The organism is Azospirillum sp. 11R-A (genome assembly GCF_049472615.1).
GTDB lineage: Bacteria > Pseudomonadota > Alphaproteobacteria > Azospirillales > Azospirillaceae > Azospirillum > Azospirillum palustre.
The window spans coordinates 208,515-223,268 of the sequence record NZ_JBCEBL010000004.1; the positions used below are offsets into that span (position 1 = coordinate 208,515).

Annotated in this window: 10 protein-coding genes; 1 reads left to right on the plus strand and 9 read right to left on the minus strand. The window is 68.5% G+C overall.

Annotation, left to right across the window (positions count from 1 at the left end):
- Positions 1-98: 98 nt before the first annotated feature.
- Positions 99-3,419, minus strand: coding sequence for a maltotransferase domain-containing protein (locus tag VH569_RS08490; RefSeq protein ID WP_423314948.1), 3,321 nt, complete (start codon positions 3,417-3,419; stop codon positions 99-101).
- Between the two features lie 217 nt (positions 3,420-3,636).
- On the opposite strand from VH569_RS08490, the gene VH569_RS08495 reads away from it, so the two are divergent.
- Positions 3,637-4,452 (plus strand): polyphosphate kinase 2 family protein, encoded by an 816-nt coding sequence (locus tag VH569_RS08495; RefSeq protein ID WP_423314949.1) that lies wholly within the window; start codon positions 3,637-3,639, stop codon positions 4,450-4,452.
- A gap of 53 nt (positions 4,453-4,505) precedes the next feature.
- On the opposite strand, the gene leuD is transcribed toward VH569_RS08495, so the two are convergent.
- From leuD to VH569_RS08535, 8 genes are read right to left on the minus strand one after another with little or no spacing between them, the layout of a single operon-like run.
- Positions 4,506-5,105, minus strand: coding sequence for a 3-isopropylmalate dehydratase small subunit (leuD, locus tag VH569_RS08500; RefSeq protein ID WP_423314950.1), 600 nt, complete (start codon positions 5,103-5,105; stop codon positions 4,506-4,508).
- A 2-nt stretch (positions 5,106-5,107) separates the two neighbouring features.
- Entirely contained in the window at positions 5,108-6,529 is a 1,422-nt protein-coding gene (leuC, locus tag VH569_RS08505; protein ID WP_423314951.1) for a 3-isopropylmalate dehydratase large subunit, read from the minus strand.
- Complete coding sequence (locus tag VH569_RS08510) at positions 6,526-7,950, minus strand: FAD-dependent oxidoreductase (protein WP_423314952.1); 1,425 nt, start codon at positions 7,948-7,950, stop codon at positions 6,526-6,528. The genes leuC and VH569_RS08510 overlap by 4 nt, the downstream gene beginning before the upstream one ends.
- Entirely contained in the window at positions 7,947-8,561 is a 615-nt protein-coding gene (locus VH569_RS08515) for a cysteine hydrolase family protein (protein WP_423314953.1), read from the minus strand. The genes VH569_RS08510 and VH569_RS08515 overlap by 4 nt, the downstream gene beginning before the upstream one ends.
- The gene (locus VH569_RS08520) at positions 8,558-10,645 is read right to left on the minus strand and encodes a hydantoinase/oxoprolinase family protein (protein ID WP_423314954.1); all 2,088 of its coding nucleotides are present in this window, start codon (positions 10,643-10,645) and stop codon (positions 8,558-8,560) included. The genes VH569_RS08515 and VH569_RS08520 overlap by 4 nt, the downstream gene beginning before the upstream one ends.
- Positions 10,646-10,665: 20 nt before the next feature.
- The gene (locus tag VH569_RS08525; protein WP_423314955.1) at positions 10,666-12,423 is read right to left on the minus strand and encodes a hydantoinase B/oxoprolinase family protein; all 1,758 of its coding nucleotides are present in this window, start codon (positions 12,421-12,423) and stop codon (positions 10,666-10,668) included.
- On the minus strand, positions 12,420-13,322 hold the full coding sequence (locus VH569_RS08530) for an isocitrate lyase/PEP mutase family protein (RefSeq protein WP_423314956.1): 903 nt from the start codon (positions 13,320-13,322) through the stop codon (positions 12,420-12,422). Before VH569_RS08530 ends, VH569_RS08525 begins: the two co-directional genes overlap by 4 nt.
- Position 13,323: 1 nt before the next feature.
- Entirely contained in the window at positions 13,324-14,751 is a 1,428-nt protein-coding gene (locus tag VH569_RS08535; protein ID WP_423314957.1) for an MmgE/PrpD family protein, read from the minus strand.
- Positions 14,752-14,754: the final 3 nt, after the last annotated feature.

Here is a 14,754-nt window from a genome sequence, read left to right on the forward strand (position 1 = left end):
TTTAAAAAGCGGCCCTCCAGGGCCGCTTTTTTATTGGGAAATTTTTTCGGCGGCAGATGTGGGGCGGCAGAGTGGTATCTGCCGCCGAAATCCCTTCCTCACCCCCCCGGCGGTACGATCCGCCAGATCGCCGCCGGGTTGCGGTGGGGATCCAGCCAGACATTCTGGAACTTGCCGATCCAGGTGAAGCGGTGGCCGCTGAACAGATCCTCCACCTGGACATGGGCACCGTCGGACAGGCCCAGCTCCCACAGCGGCACCTCGATGGTTCCGCCATGGCCGTTGTACGGATCCAGGTTAACCGCGATCAGGATCACGTTGTCCTTCGCCGCCGTCATCTTGCCGTATAGCAGGATGTTGTCGTCGAAGGCGTTGTAGAATTTCAGATTGGTGAACTGCTGCAGCGCCGGGTTCTCGGCACGGATGCGGTTGATGGCGGTGACGTAGTCGCGGATGTTGCCGGGCTTGTTCCAGTCCCAGTGCCGGACCTCGTATTTCTCTGAATGGTTGTATTCCTCCTTGCCGGGATAGGCTTCCGCCTCGCACAGCAGATAGGGACCGTAGAGCCCATAGACGCCGGCCAGCGTCGCCGCCAGAACCGCCCGCATCATGTGCGCCGGACGACCGCCATGGGTCAGGATCGGCGGCAGGATGTCCGGCGTGTTGGCGAAAAAGTTCGGCCGCATATACTCTCGCGATTCACCCTGCGTCAGCTCGGTCAGGTACTCGGTCAGTTCCGGCTTGGTGGTGCGCCAGGTGAAGTAGCTGTAGGACTGGGTGAAGCCGACCTTGGCCAGCCGCTTCATCAGCTTCGGACGGGTGAAGGCCTCGGCCAGGAACAGGGCGTCGGGATAGCGGTCCTGCACCTCGCGGATCATCCATTCCCAGAAGGGGAAGGGCTTGGTGTGCGGGTTGTCGACGCGGAAGATGCGCACACCCTCCTTGCACCACATCAGCACCACGTCGCGCAGCGCGTACCACAGGTCCGGGTAGGACTGGCGGTAGAAGCTGACATTGACGATGTCCTGATACTTCTTCGGCGGGTTCTCGGCATAGCGGATGGTGCCGTCGGGCCGCCAGTAGAACCAGTGCGGATGTTCCTTCACCCAGGGATGGTCGGGCGAGCACTGGACGGCGAAGTCCAGCGCGATCTCGATGCCATGGCGCTTGGCCTCGCGCACCAGCCGGCGGAAGCCGTCGAAGTCGCCGATCATCGGGTCGATGGCGTCGTGCCCGCCCTCCTCCGCACCGATGGCATAGGGCACGCCGGGATCGTCGGGGCCGGGGTTCAGCGTGTTGTTCCTGCCCTTGCGGAAGGCACGGCCGATGGGGTGGATAGGCGGGAAATACAGCACGTCGAAGCCCATGTCGCGTACCATGGGCAGCAGATTGACCACGTCGTCGAAAGTGCCGGGACGCGACGGGTCGGGCGAGGCCGAGCGTGGGAAGATCTCGAACCATGCCGAATAGGCGCCGGCGGTGCGGTCGACATAGACCTCCAACTCACGCACATAGCGCGACTTGTACTGCCGCTCGCCATACTGCTTCATGACGCGGCGCGGCTCGTCCGACAGGGCGTAGTCGATGGCCTCGCGGCCCGACAGCGCCTGCATCCGCTCGATCACCGCCTGGAGCGCCGCACGCCCGTCGCCATGGTTGAGGTCCAGCGCCTGCTCGACGAAGCGGCGGCCCTCCACCAGTTCCAGATCGACGACCATGCCGGCATCGACCTTCTTCTTGAAGTCGGCGCGCCAGCTTTCCCACACGTCGCGCCAGGCTTCGATGCTGTAGGTGTAGCGGGCGTTGCGGGTCAGCGGCACGCGGCCGACCCAGCGGTCGTTCTCGTGGAAGCGCATCGGCGCTTCGCTCCACCCGTCATCGCCGTCCGCCTTGTACATGACGGAGGCCGCAAGCACGAAGGTGCCGTCGGTGTAGATGTCGGCCCACACCTCCATCGCATCGCCGACCGCGCGCTTGATGGCGAAGCGGCCGCCGTCCAGCTCCGGATAGACATTCTCGATGGTCATGCGGCCGGCGGCGATGGAATCCATCCATTCCCGCTCCTCCACATCGTGCAGTTCGATGGCGTGGCTGCGGGCGGCGCGGGCGCGGAAGACGCGCAGCTCCATCGGGCGCAACGTCATCGGCGCGCCGGGCTCCACCGGCAGCGGCTCGGCCTCCGGCGTCACATCCTCGAACGCCTCGTAGGTGCCGCCGGTGGCCGCCAGGATCGGACCGACATCCAGCGTGTGCGTCCGGTTCTCGTCCGGGTTCAGCACCAGGATGGCGCAGCCGTCGGGCTGGTCGAGGGCAGCGCCGTCCACCTGCCGGATCAGTCCCAGCACCGGGCTGTGAGGGGAGGTCACGCGGCGCTGCGGCCCCTCGACGTTCAGGGCCGGGGTGGCCGCCTTCATGGCGTTGACGGCACCGATGAAGCCGGTCAGGTCCAGCTTCGGCTGCTCCCAGTCGGCCGGGCTGCTGCGCACCACGTCCAGCTTGCGGGTGAAACCATATTCGAAGCCGACCGGCATCATCACGCCGGTGGAGAAGCTGGCTGCGAACAGGTAGTGCATCTTCAGCTGGGCGGCGAGCCGCACGGCGTCCTGGCTGCCGACCTCCGCCGCCAGCCTGTCGGTGTCGTGGCTTTCCGGGAAGGCGATGGACGGCGCGATCCAGCGGAATTCCTCATACTGGTCCAGCAGCCAGTCGGCCTTGAAGTCCCACCATTTGGCGCTGTTGAACAGGAAGTCGAAGCCGGCGCCGCACAGCTCGCGCACCTGCTCCACCGTGCAGCCCAGCGTCTCGGCGAAGAATTTCACCTCCGGGTTCACCGCGTGGGCGGCTTCGATCAGGCTCTTCCACACCTCCGCCGGCACTTGGTAGGCGGCGTCGCAGCGGAACCCCCGCACGCCAAGCCCGATATAATGGCGCAGGTAGTCGGACCAGTAGCCGATCAGCCCGGCGCGCGACTCCGCCCGCTCATAATCGAGCGAGGCGAGGTCGCCCCACACCGTGACATGGGCGGTGTTGTTGGGATCGACGGCCCCCGGACGGTGCAGGTCGCCATCCGCGCCGCGCTTGTACCAGTCGGGATGGCGCTCGACCAGCAGCGCATCGCGCGAGGTGTGGTTGATGACGAAGTCCATCATCACCGACTGGCCGTGCGCGGCGGCGTCAGCCGTGAAGCGGCGCAGAAGCTCGTCGTCGCTTTCGTGCGATCCGCCGCGGAGCGCGTCATGCAGGCGGTAGGGGTCCTTGATGGCGTACAGGCTGCCGGAGAATCCGGGCTGGTGGATCGGGTTCAGGAATATCCAGTCGAAACCCATCCCCTGGATCCGCGGCAGGTGCCCGGCCCAATCGCGCACGGGACCGACCAGGGTCGGAAACAGGTTGTAGATGCGCGGTCCGACGATGCTCATGGAACCCCCTTCCTTGGCCCTGCTTCTCCGTTGACAGCCTGCCGCTCCCCGTTGTGGGATCGACCAGGCGGCATCGGTGCTTTTCCCCTCACGGGTGTGCCGGCGCCGACGCAGATGCCGACACCGTGCCCCCGCCGGAAAACCCGCAGGAGCAGTGAAGGTTCCGCCCGCCCTGTTGGCAAGCCGCAACCGAACCCACCAGCACAGGATGCAACGCATGGCCGAGAAGCCCGGCAAGGTCTCAAAAATCCGTCTCGGGAAACTGGACCAGGAGCAGGCGCGGATCGAGACGGCGGAGGAATATGACCGCCGACTCGGCAAGCTGCAGAAGGAGCTTCTGCACATCCAGCAGACCTACTGGCACGAGAAACGCCGCGCCATCGTGGTGTTCGAGGGCTGGGACGCGGCCGGCAAGGGCGGGGCCATTCGTCGCATGACCGAGCCGCTCGACCCCCGCGGCTTCCATGTCTGGCCGATCTCCGCCCCCACCGCGGACGAGCAGGGAAAGCATTACCTGTACCGCTTCTGGACCAAGCTGCCGGCGCCCGGCACCTTCGCCATCTTCGACCGGTCCTGGTACGGCCGCGTCATGGTCGAGCGGGTGGAGAAGTTCGCCACCAAGGACCAGTGGAAGCGCGCCTATGACGAGATCAACGAGTTCGAACGGCTGCTGACCGACGACGGCGTGCGCATCGTCAAGCTGTTCCTGCACATCACCCCGGAGGAGCAGCTCGACCGCTTCCGCGAGCGGATGAAGAACCCCTACAAGCGCTGGAAGCTGACCGAGGAGGATCTGCGCAACCGCGCCAAATGGGACGATTACGTCAAGGCGGCGGAGACGATGTTCGAACGCACCTCCACCACCAACGCGCCCTGGCATGCGGTGGAGGCGAACTCCAAATGGCATGCCCGCCTCAAGGTGCTGGAGATCGTCACCGCCGCCTTGAAGGAGGGTGTGAACATCGCCCCGCCCCCCATCAACGGCAACGTCGCGAGAATCGCCGCCGAGGTTCTGGGGATAGAGGCGGAGTAAAACAAACATCCCCCCTTTTCCCCCGCGGGAGAGAGGGGATGTTCCCAGGCGAGTTATCCCCCCGCCGGCACCAGCCAGGGCCGCCGCACCGCATCCTCGCGGTCGAAGGCGTCGATGGCGTCCTGTTGGCGCAGGGTCAGGGCGACGTCGTCCAGCCCTTCGACCAGACAGTCCTTCTTGAAGGGATCGATGGCGAAGGACAGCGCCCGGCCGTCCGGACCGGTCAGGCTCTGGGCCGGCAGGTCCACGGTGACGGTGGCACCCGGCGTCGCCTGCAACTGGCGGCGCAGCAGTGCCACCGTATCCTCCGGCAGGGTGACGGTCAGCAGGCCGTTCTTGGCGGCATTGGCGGCGAAGATATCGCCGAAGCTGGGGGCGACGACGCAGCGGAATCCACCGTCCACCAGCGCATAGACCGCGCCCTCGCGCGAGGATCCGCAGCCGAAGTTGCGGTCGCTCACCAGAATGCGGGCGCCGGCATAGGCCGGGTCGTCCAGCGGGAATCCCGGCTTGCGCTCGTCATGGAACAGGAAATTGCCATAGCCGGCGCTGCGCGGCTTCTTCAGGAAGCGGGCGGGCAGAAGCTGGTCGGTGTCGATGTTGGCGATGTCGAGTGGCACCGCCGGCGCGGTCAGCGTGACGAAGGGATCCATCCTCAGGAAACTCCCAGCTTGCGTACATCGAGCTTTCTGACATCGGTGAGTTTGCCGGTCGCGGCGGCGGCGGCGGCCATCGCCGGGCTCATCAGATGGGTGCGGGCGTTCGGCCCCTGGCGGCCGGGGAAGTTCCGGTTGGTGGTGGAGGCGCAGCGCTCCCCCGCCGGAACGAGGTCGCCGTTGATGCCGACGCACATCGAGCAGCCGGGTTCGCCCCATTCCAGCCCGGCGTCGATGAAGACCCGGTGCAGCCCCTCCGCCTCCGCCAGCATGCGCACCGGGACCGAGCCCGGAACCACCAGCCCCGGCACCGCCGCGCGACGGCCGCGCAGCACCGACGCGGCGGCGCGCAGATCCTCCAGCCGGGCGTTGGTGCAGGAGCCGATGAAGACGCGGTCGATGGCCACCTCCTCCAGCGCCATGCCGGGGGCGAGGCCCATGTAATCCAGCATCTTGCGCATCTGGCCGGCGCGCACCGGATCGCTTTCGAATGCGGGATCGGGGACCGCCGCCGTCACCGGAACCGCGGTTTCCGGGCTGGTGCCCCAGGTCACCGCCGGGGCGATGTCGGCGGCATCCAGCGTCACTTCGCGGTCGAAAACGGCATCCGGATCGCTGGGCAGGGTGCGCCAATGCTCCACCGCGCGGTCGAACACATCCCCCTTGGGGGCGAAGGGCCGGCCCTCGATCCAGGAGAAGGTGGTGTCGTCCGGCGCGATCATGCCGGCCCGCGCCCCGGCCTCGATCGACATGTTGCAGACGGTCAGGCGGCCTTCCATCGACAGGGCGCGGATGGCGCTGCCCGCATATTCGATGACATGGCCGGCGGCCCCGTCGGCACCGATGGCGGCGATCACCGCCAGGATCAAGTCCTTGGCCGTGACATGCGGCCCCAGCACGCCATCCACCGTGATGCGCATCGTCTTGGGCCGGCGCTGCCACAGGGTCTGGGTCGCCAGCACATGCGACACCTCGGTGGCGCCGATGCCGAAGGCCAGCGCGCCGAAAGCTCCATGGGTCGAGGTGTGGCTGTCGCCGCAGACGATGGTCAGGCCGGGCAGCGTCAGCCCCTGTTCCGGAGCCAGCACATGGACGATGCCCTGGGCCGGATCGTGCAGGCCGAAATGGCGCAGGCCGTGGCGGCCGGCATTCGCCTCCAGCATCGTCACCATGTTGGCGATCTCGGGATCGGCAATCGGCCTGGACCGGCTGTGCGAGGGGACGTAATGGTCGGCGACGGCGAAGGTCAGCTCCGGCCGGCGCACCTTGCGGCCGGCATGGTCGATCATGCCGAAGGCGTGGAAGGACCCCTCGTGCAGGAAATGGCGGTCGATGGCGAGCAGGGCCTGACCGTCCGGCCGGGTCGCCACGACATGGGCATCCCAGACCTTCTCGAACAGGCTGCGTGGCTGTGCGGTCATTGGTTGGTTTCCTCACTAACGGCGCCCGCGGCGGCCATCCCGGCGATGCGCCCCAGCGCCACCGCGGTCAGCAGGCCGTTGCCGGACAGGTAGCCGGACGCCTTGGATCCCGACACGCCGCAGGCGGCCCCGCCGGCGGCATAGAGGTTGGGCAGCGGCGTCCCCTGCCCGTCCAGAACGCGGGCCTCGTCATCGACGACCAGCCCGCCCTGGGTGTGGAAGAGGGCGCCGGTGACGCGGACGGCGCGGTAAGGCGGCACCAGCGGGGCCGAGCCGGCGAAGTCTCGGCCGAACCCATCAGTCCAGCCCTCCGCCTTAAGCCGGTCGATGTCGGTCAGAGTGGCGGCAAGGGCATCCGCGTCGATCTTCATCAGACGGGCCAGTTCGGCCGGCGTGTCGGCGATCAGCACCGCGCCCATCGCCTCGGCTTGCCGGAAATCCTCGAACTGGCGGGCGATGCCGGCGATGCGCTCGTCGAAGACGGTCCAGGCGATGCCGTCCGGCTGGCGCAGCACCACCGCCGCCTGTTCCGAATAGCCCTGCGCCTCGTTGGAGAAGCGCCGGCCCTCCGCATTCACCTGCACGCCGCCCTCGGTGATCGTCGCCCAGGTGACGAGGATGCCGGCGGGGTGTGCCACGGAGCCATGGCCCTGATGCCCCGACAAATGCCGGGTTGCCGCCCCCAACGCCTCGCCCCACAGCAGCGCGTCGCCCTGGTTGCCGGGATGGCCGAAATAGAGCGCGTCGGCCAGTTCCGGCACATGCTGCCCAACCAGCGCCCTGTTGCCGCCATAGCCGTTGCAGGCAAGGATCAGCGCACCGCAGCCGACCCGCTCGACACTGCCGTCGGGCCGCGTGATCTCGACACCGCGAATCCGTGCGCCATCGGCATGGAGCGCGGTGACATGTGCCTCGCACAGCACGTCGATGCCGGCGGTTTCCACGGCGCCGCGCAGCCGGTCGATCAGTTCCGCGCCCGACCGGCTGGGCAACCCATGCATGCGCCTGGCGCTATGTCCGGGATAGCTGAAATTGTCCACCACGGAAAACGGCAGGCCGTAACGGTCGGCCAGCCATTCCAGGGCCGGTCCGACCGCCTGGGCGACGCGGTCGACCTCGGCCGGATCGGGCTCACCCTTCGCCTTGGCGAGGATGTCGGTGGCGAAGCGCTCCGGGCTGTCCTCGATGCCGGCGTTGAGCTGCCAGCGGGTGCCGGGGGCCGGGATCAGCCCGGCCGACAGGGCGGTGGACCCTTGCGGCAGCGCATCGCGCTCCAGAACCAGCACGCCGGCACCCCGCTCATGGGCGGCCAGCGCCGCGACCATCCCGGCCGCTCCGCCGCCGATCACGACAACGGGGACGGTGAACTCGAACTCGACGCCATCGGCAGGCAGGATACGGCTTGGATGACCTCCACTCATGGGTTCGCCACCTCCTCCAGCATCGCAGCGACGGTCGCCACCCGGCAAACCGGGCGCAGCGCGGCGACGGAAACCTCATGCACCTCCGGGCTGAAGGCGGCGCAGCCGTCCTCCAGCAGGATGGTCTCGAAATCGCGGACATGGGCGTCGCGCACGGTGGAGGCGACGCCGCCATTGGTGACGATGCCGCAGACCAGCAGCCGCTCCACCCCGCATTTCCGTAAGACCCATTCCAGCCGCGACATGTAGAAGGCGGAATAGGCGACCTTCTCCACCTCGACATCGACGGGCTGGAGGGCGTCGACCGTCCGGTGCCCCCAGCCGCCGGGCTGGAAATCGCCCTTCGTCAGGAAAGGACGCAGCGATTTCAGATGCGGCGAGATCATCGGCTCGCCGCCACGGCCCGGCACCAGGGTGAAGTTGGTGGAGATCACCCAGCCGCCGCGCGAGCGCAGCAGATCGGCCAACGGCTTCACCCGCTCCGGCAGCGCCGCAATCTCCGGTGCCGTCTGTCCGGCCCGGCCATAGGCGCCTTCGGGATGGAGAAAGTCGTTTTGCAGATCGCAGACCAGCAGGGCGGTGCGCTCGACCGGGATAACGGTGGTGCTCATCGGCCGCTCCTTTCGACGATGACGTTGCCGAAGCCGTCGACACGGGCGGACAGGTCGGGGTCGATGACGGTGGTGGCGTCCGGCTGCTCAAGGATCGCCGGGCCCTGGACAACGGCGCCGACCGGCAGCTCCAGCCGGTTGTAGACGGCGGTCTCGTGCCAGGCCCCGTCGAACCACACCGGCCGCGACCCGGCATAGGCGCTCTCCACCGTCGTTCCGGCGGCCGGAGCCAGGGCGGAGAGGTCGAAATGCGGACGTCGGCCGATGGCGGCGGTGCGCAGATTGACGATCTTGGCACCGACGCCCGGCAGCAGCCGGCTGAAGGACGTCTGATAGGCCCGCTCGAAAGCGGCCCGGATGGTCGACTCGTCGATTCCGGTACTGCCGTTCTCGACCGACACCGGCAGCGGTACGGCGACCGTGTGGGTCTGACCGATGTAGTGCATGTCGAGTTCAAAGACGAGGTCGATGCGCTCGACGCTGAGCCCGGCGGACTCCACCACGGCGCGGGCTGCGGTCGCCTCCTCGACCATGCGGCGGTCGAGCGAGCGAGCGTCGATCCCCGCCAGCGGCAGATTGACCGTCTGCACCTGATCGTGGCGGATGTCGGCGATGACGCAGCCGAGTGCGGAAGTCACGCCGGGGAAGCGCGGCACCAGCGCCGCCTTCAAGCCGACCTCCTTGATCAGCGCGCCGACATGCAGCGCTCCGCCGCCGCCGAAGGGCACGGCGGCGAACTTGGCCGGGTCATGGCCGCGCTCGATGGAGACGAGGCGGATGGCGCCGGCCATCTTGCTGTTGGCGATGCGCACCACCGCTTCCGCCGCCGCCATGACGTCGAGGCCGAGCGGCTCGGCGACATGGGTGGCAATGGCGGTCCGGGCGGCATCGACGTCCAGCCGCGCCAGCTTGCCGCCAATGGGGCGTTCCGCATTGATGCGGCCGAGCAGGACATTGGCGTCGGTCAGGGTCGGACGGGTGTTGCCCTGGCCGTAGCAGACCGGCCCCGGCCGCGAGCCGGCGCTTTCCGGCCCGACCTGGAGCATGCCGCCAGGATCGACCCCGGCGATGGAGCCGCCACCGGCGCCGATGGTGGTGATCTCGATCATCGGGGTGCGGACGACCAGACCGAAATCGATGGTGGTCTGGGCGGCCAGCATGGTCTGCCCCTCCACCACCAGCGACACGTCGAAACTGGTGCCGCCGAGATCGCCGGTGATGACGTTGGGGAAGCCCGCCGCCTTGGAGATCGCCGCCGCGGCGATGACACCGGCCGCCGGCCCCGACAGGGCGGTGCGCACCGGCAGACGCCTTGCGGTGTCGGTGGACATCACGCCGCCGTTCGACTGCACAATGTGGAAGCGGCCGCCGAACCCCTCCCCCGCCAGTGCGTTGTCGAGCTTGGCGAGATAGCTGCCGACCACCGGCTGGAGATAGGCGTTCAGCGCGGTGGTGGAGGTGCGTTCGAACTCGCGGATTTCCGGCAGGATGCGGGACGAGCATTCGATATTGGCGTTCGGCCAGACCTCACGCGCCGCCTCCAGCGCCGCCAGTTCGTTGGCCGGGTTGGCATAGGCATTGATGAAGACGATGGCAAGCGCCTCCGCCCCCTGGTCGGCCAGCCGGCGGGCGCAAGCGCGCACCTCCTCCGGGTCGATGGCGCTGCGGATGGTGCCGTCGGCCAGCGTGCGCTCCGCCACCTCCAGCCGCATATCACGGTCGACCACGGGGACGAAGTCGCCCCACAGGCCCCAGGTGTGGCGGCGGTCGCGGCGGCGCATCTCCAGCACGTCGCGGAAGCCGGCAGTCGTGATCAGGCCGACCTTGGCGCCCTTGCGCTCCAGCAGCGCGTTGGTGCCGACGGTGGTGCCGTGGACGATGGAGCCGAGATCAGCCACCGGGCCGAAGCTCTGCAAACCGGCCAGGAAGCCGACCGCCTCGTCGCCGCGGTTGGACGGGACCTTGGCGGTGCGGAAGCTGCCGCGCGCCTCGTCGTAATGGAACAGGTCGGTGAAGGTGCCGCCGACATCGACGCCGACGATTGCGCCCCCAGAGATGGCGCCCTTGGAAATACCGTTGCTCATGGTCTTGGATCCCGGAATCGTCAGGCGGCGGAGGATTCGCGCAAGGTCGCGGTGGCGGCGATGTCGAGTGCGCCGTCGTCGGTCAGCGCCACGCCATAGGCGCTGTGCGCCGCGTCACGGCCGAGGTAGCCGAGCCGCACGTCGCGGGCGACAGCCTCCGCATCGCGGCGCTTCGGGTCGCCCCATCCGCCGCCGCCCGGCGTTTCCAGCCGCACGCGCTGGCCGTCGCGGATCTTCACGTCGGTGACCTTGGAGGCGAGCGGCGGCGACTTCTCGCCCTCGTCGCTCTGCCAGGTGAAGCGGTTCAGCGCCGCCGGTGTGCCGCCGGCGACACCGAAGGGCGCGAAGACACCGCGCTCGCCCAGCAGAAAGACGTCGGCGTCGGTCAGCGCCTCGATCTCATAGACGGCTCCGAGCCCGCCGCGATGCAGGCCGGCCCCGGCGGAGTCCGGACGCAGCGCCCATTGGGTGAACATCACCGGATAGGCGGCTTCCAGGATTTCCACCGGCGGAATGGTGGCGGTGGAAATCGGGTTGTTGGCGTGGTTCAGCCCGTCCGTCTCCGGATTGCCGCCCAGGCCGCCACCGAAGAAGGAGAACATCACCCAGCGCGAGCCGTCCTTGCGGTGGCCGGCCAGCGACAGCGCGTTGATAGTGCCGAAGGGGGCGGCGGTGGCGCGGGCCGGGTCGGCCAGCGCCAGCGCGCCGAACACCACGCCGATGACGCGCAGGATGGTTTCGGTATAGCCGCCGACTGGCTTCGGCGGCTTGACCGCCAGCAGCGTGCTTTCCGGAATGACGAAGGTGATCGGGTTGAGGCAGCCGGCATTGGCCGGCACGTCGGTGAAGACATGCTTCAGCGCGACGTAGCAGCAGGCAACCGCGGTGGAATAGGCGATGTTCAGCGGCCCGGCGCAGGGAGCCGAGGACCGCGAGAAGTCCAGCGTCATCCGGTCGCCGGCAATCGTCAGGTCCAGCGCGATGAGCAGCCGGTCCGCCGTGATGCCGTCATTGTCGAGATAATCCTCGAAGCTGTAGACCCCATCGGGCAGCTTGGAGACGGCGCTGCGCATCAGCGCGTCGGCCCGCGCGGTGAAGGCGTCGAAGGCGGCGGAGACCGTCTCCTCGCCATGCTCGTCCAGCAGCTCGGTCAGGCGGCGCACGCCCAGATCCAGCGCGTTGAGCTGCCCGTTCAGATCACCGTAGTTCGACACCGGCACGCGCGAATTGGCGGCGAGGATCGCCAGCAGGTCGTGGTTCATTGCGCCCGCCTTGACCAGCTTCACCGGCGGAATGCGCACGCCTTCCTGGAAGCTGTCGGTGGCGCGGGCGTTGAAGTTCCCCGGCACATTGCCGCCGATGTCGAGCCAGTGACCGACCGAGGCCATCCAGCAGAACAGCTTTCCCTGCCGGAAGATCGGCCGCACCAGACGGAAGTCGTTCAGGTGGGTGCCGCCGTCATAGGGATCGTTGAACAGGAAGATGTCGTCCGGGTGGAGGTCGCCCTCCTTCGCCACCTTGTCGATCACCGCCTTGACCGCGAAGGCCATGGCGCCGACGAAGATCGGCAGGCCGTTGGTGCCCTGCACCAGCGTGGCGCCGGTCTCGGCATGGTAGAGCCCATGGCAGGCGTCGCGCGCCTCGGCGATGATCGGGTTGAAGGCGGAGCGGTAGAGCGTCGCGTCCATCTCGTCGGCGATCTGCTCAAGCCGGCCCTTCAGGACGGCCAGCGTGACGGGGTCGATGGAAGTGGTTTTGACAGTGGTCTGGGTGGTCATGCTGCGTCCTCCCGCTTGGCGGGGCCAAAGTCCTTATAGGTTTCGCCGAGCGCCAGCATCTCCGGCGTGCCGATCAGGTCGTTCAACGCGTTGAAGTCGAACATGCGGTCGCGGAAGGGCTGGGTGGTGCCGTGCTGCGCCAGCGAGCCGTAATAGTCCTGCGCTTGCCGAGCGAGCGCTCGCACGATTCCGCCGGGGAAGATCACCAGCCGGTAGCCCAGCTCGGCCAGATCGGCGGCGGAGCTGATCGGCGTCTGCCCACCCTCCACCATGTTGGCCAGCAGCGGACGGATGCCGCCCAGGTCGCTGGCGATGGCGGACAGCTGCTCGCGGCTCTTGGGCGCCTCGACGAACAGCACGTCGGCCCCGGCCTCGACATAAAGGCGGGCGCGGTCGAGGGCGGCGGACACGCCTTCCACCGCCACCGCATCAGTGCGGGCGACGATGAGCGTGCCTTCGCTGGTGCGGGCGTCGACCGCCGCCTTGATCTTGCCGGCCATTTCGCCGGCCGGGATCACCGCCTTGTCGGTCAGGTGGCCGCAGCGCTTGGGAAAGCTCTGGTCCTCCAGCTGCAACGCGGTGGCGCCGGCACGTTCGAACATGCGCACGGTGCGCTGCACGTTCAGCGCGTTGCCATAGCCGGTGTCCGCATCGACGATCAGCGGCGTCGGCACGCGGTCGCGCACCAGGGCGATGGTGTCCGCCACCTCGCTGACCGACACCAGCCCGATGTCGGGCCGGCCGAGCCGGGTGTAGGCGATGGCCGCACCGGACAGATACAGCGCCTCGAACCCGGCGGCGGTGGCCATCGACGCGGTGAAGGCGTCATAGACACCGGGAGCCAGCACGACGCGGTCTTCGGAAAGCCGCTGTTTGAAGCTGAGGTCGGGCATGGTCATCTCAGACGCTCCCCCCGGCGGCGGCAGGCGCCGACAGAAGCCGGGTCAGGGTTGAAAGATCGGCCGCGCGGTCGATGGTCTCGACGCAGTCGGCGATGGCGGCGGCGTGCGAAGCGCCCCAGACCGGGCCGGCGAGTTCGGCGAACTTCGCCCGCACCTCGCCGGGGCTGTAGGGATCTTCGGTGTCGCCCTTGTTGGTCAGCGCCTCCGCCGCGAAGTTGCGGCCGTCGGCGAGCGTCAGGCGGACACGGGCCGGGCGCAGGCCGGGAAGACGGGCGGTCAGGCCGACATCCTCGCGCACCGTCACCCGGCGGGCGAGTTCGCGGGTGGCTCGGGCCTGCCGGGCTTCGTCGCGGAAGGCGTCGGGCGTCGCCGCCCCGTTGGCGAGGACGGTCGCCAGGGCGAAGGGCAGCGAGAATTTCGCCGCCAGCATGTTCTTCGGCTCTGGCCCGTTCAGCTGGGCGGCCCAGACATAGGTGTCGACCTCGATGGAGGCCACCTGCTCCGGTGCGATCCGCCCGCCGGCCTGCGCCACGATGTCGCCCAGCGCATCGAGCGCGCCGTGGGTGTAGCGGCAGGCGGCGTGGCGCTTGAAGTAGTTGCGGGCGATCTCCCAGCGCTCGCCCAGCTCGTCGACCATCAGATCCGGCCGGAAATCGCGGGCGATGACGCCGCCGAACACGCTGCCGACCCCGTCGGTCTCGCCGACAATGCCGCTGGCCGCCAGATCCCAGGCGGTCAGACCCAGCTGGTTCGACACGCCGGCATAGGCGTTGCGCACGGTACCGCCCTCCAGCATCGTCCGCCGGCTGGTGGCGAGGCCGAGGGTGGAGGCGATGTTGATCGTCTCGATCATCGCCGCCGCGTCGGCCCGGTTCAGGTGCGCCACCGCCAGCGCCGCGCCCGCCGTGCCCCAGGTGCCGTGCGGGTGGGTGGTGACCAGCAGCTTGGCGGCGATGCCGATGCGCGAGCCGATCTCGTACCCCAGCGCCAGCGCGGTCAGCAGATCGGCCCCGGAGGAGGTCAGCCGCGGCCCGGCGGCGAGTGCAGCCGGCAGCACATGGATCCCCGGATGGCCGCGGGCATACTGGTTGCCCTCGTCCAGTTCCAGCATGGTCCCGGCGAGGCCGTTGAGGAAGGCGGCCGAGCCGGCGGGAAAGCCATGGCCCGAACCGATGGCCGGGCAATTCCCTGCACCGGCGGTCTGGGCCATCCGGCCGACCAGGGCGCGGCATTCCGGTTCCTGCATGCCGGCGGCGATCACGCCGATGCAGTCGAGCAGCACCAGCTTGGCCCGCTCCACCACCGGGGCCGGCAGGTCGGCGAAGGTCAGGCCGGCGGCGAAGGCGCCCCAGCGGTCGAGCCAGGACGGGCGGGCGGCGGCGAGCAGTTCGCTCGCCGGCTTCACGTCGAAGGACAGGCTTGTCATGTC

Bases quoted from the DNA above. Each gene is read 5' to 3' on its own strand.
- VH569_RS08490 (WP_423314948.1), bottom strand. From the start codon at position 3,419: ATGAGCATCGTCGGACCGCGCATCTACAACCTGTTTCCGACCCTGGTC.
- VH569_RS08495 (WP_423314949.1), top strand. From the start codon at position 3,637: ATGGCCGAGAAGCCCGGCAAGGTCTCAAAAATCCGTCTCGGGAAACTG.
- leuD (WP_423314950.1), bottom strand. From the start codon at position 5,105: ATGGATCCCTTCGTCACGCTGACCGCGCCGGCGGTGCCACTCGACATC.
- leuC (WP_423314951.1), bottom strand. From the start codon at position 6,529: ATGACCGCACAGCCACGCAGCCTGTTCGAGAAGGTCTGGGATGCCCAT.
- VH569_RS08510 (WP_423314952.1), bottom strand. From the start codon at position 7,950: ATGAGTGGAGGTCATCCAAGCCGTATCCTGCCTGCCGATGGCGTCGAG.
- VH569_RS08515 (WP_423314953.1), bottom strand. From the start codon at position 8,561: ATGAGCACCACCGTTATCCCGGTCGAGCGCACCGCCCTGCTGGTCTGC.
- VH569_RS08520 (WP_423314954.1), bottom strand. From the start codon at position 10,645: ATGAGCAACGGTATTTCCAAGGGCGCCATCTCTGGGGGCGCAATCGTC.
- VH569_RS08525 (WP_423314955.1), bottom strand. From the start codon at position 12,423: ATGACCACCCAGACCACTGTCAAAACCACTTCCATCGACCCCGTCACG.
- VH569_RS08530 (WP_423314956.1), bottom strand. From the start codon at position 13,322: ATGACCATGCCCGACCTCAGCTTCAAACAGCGGCTTTCCGAAGACCGC.
- VH569_RS08535 (WP_423314957.1), bottom strand. From the start codon at position 14,751: ATGACAAGCCTGTCCTTCGACGTGAAGCCGGCGAGCGAACTGCTCGCC.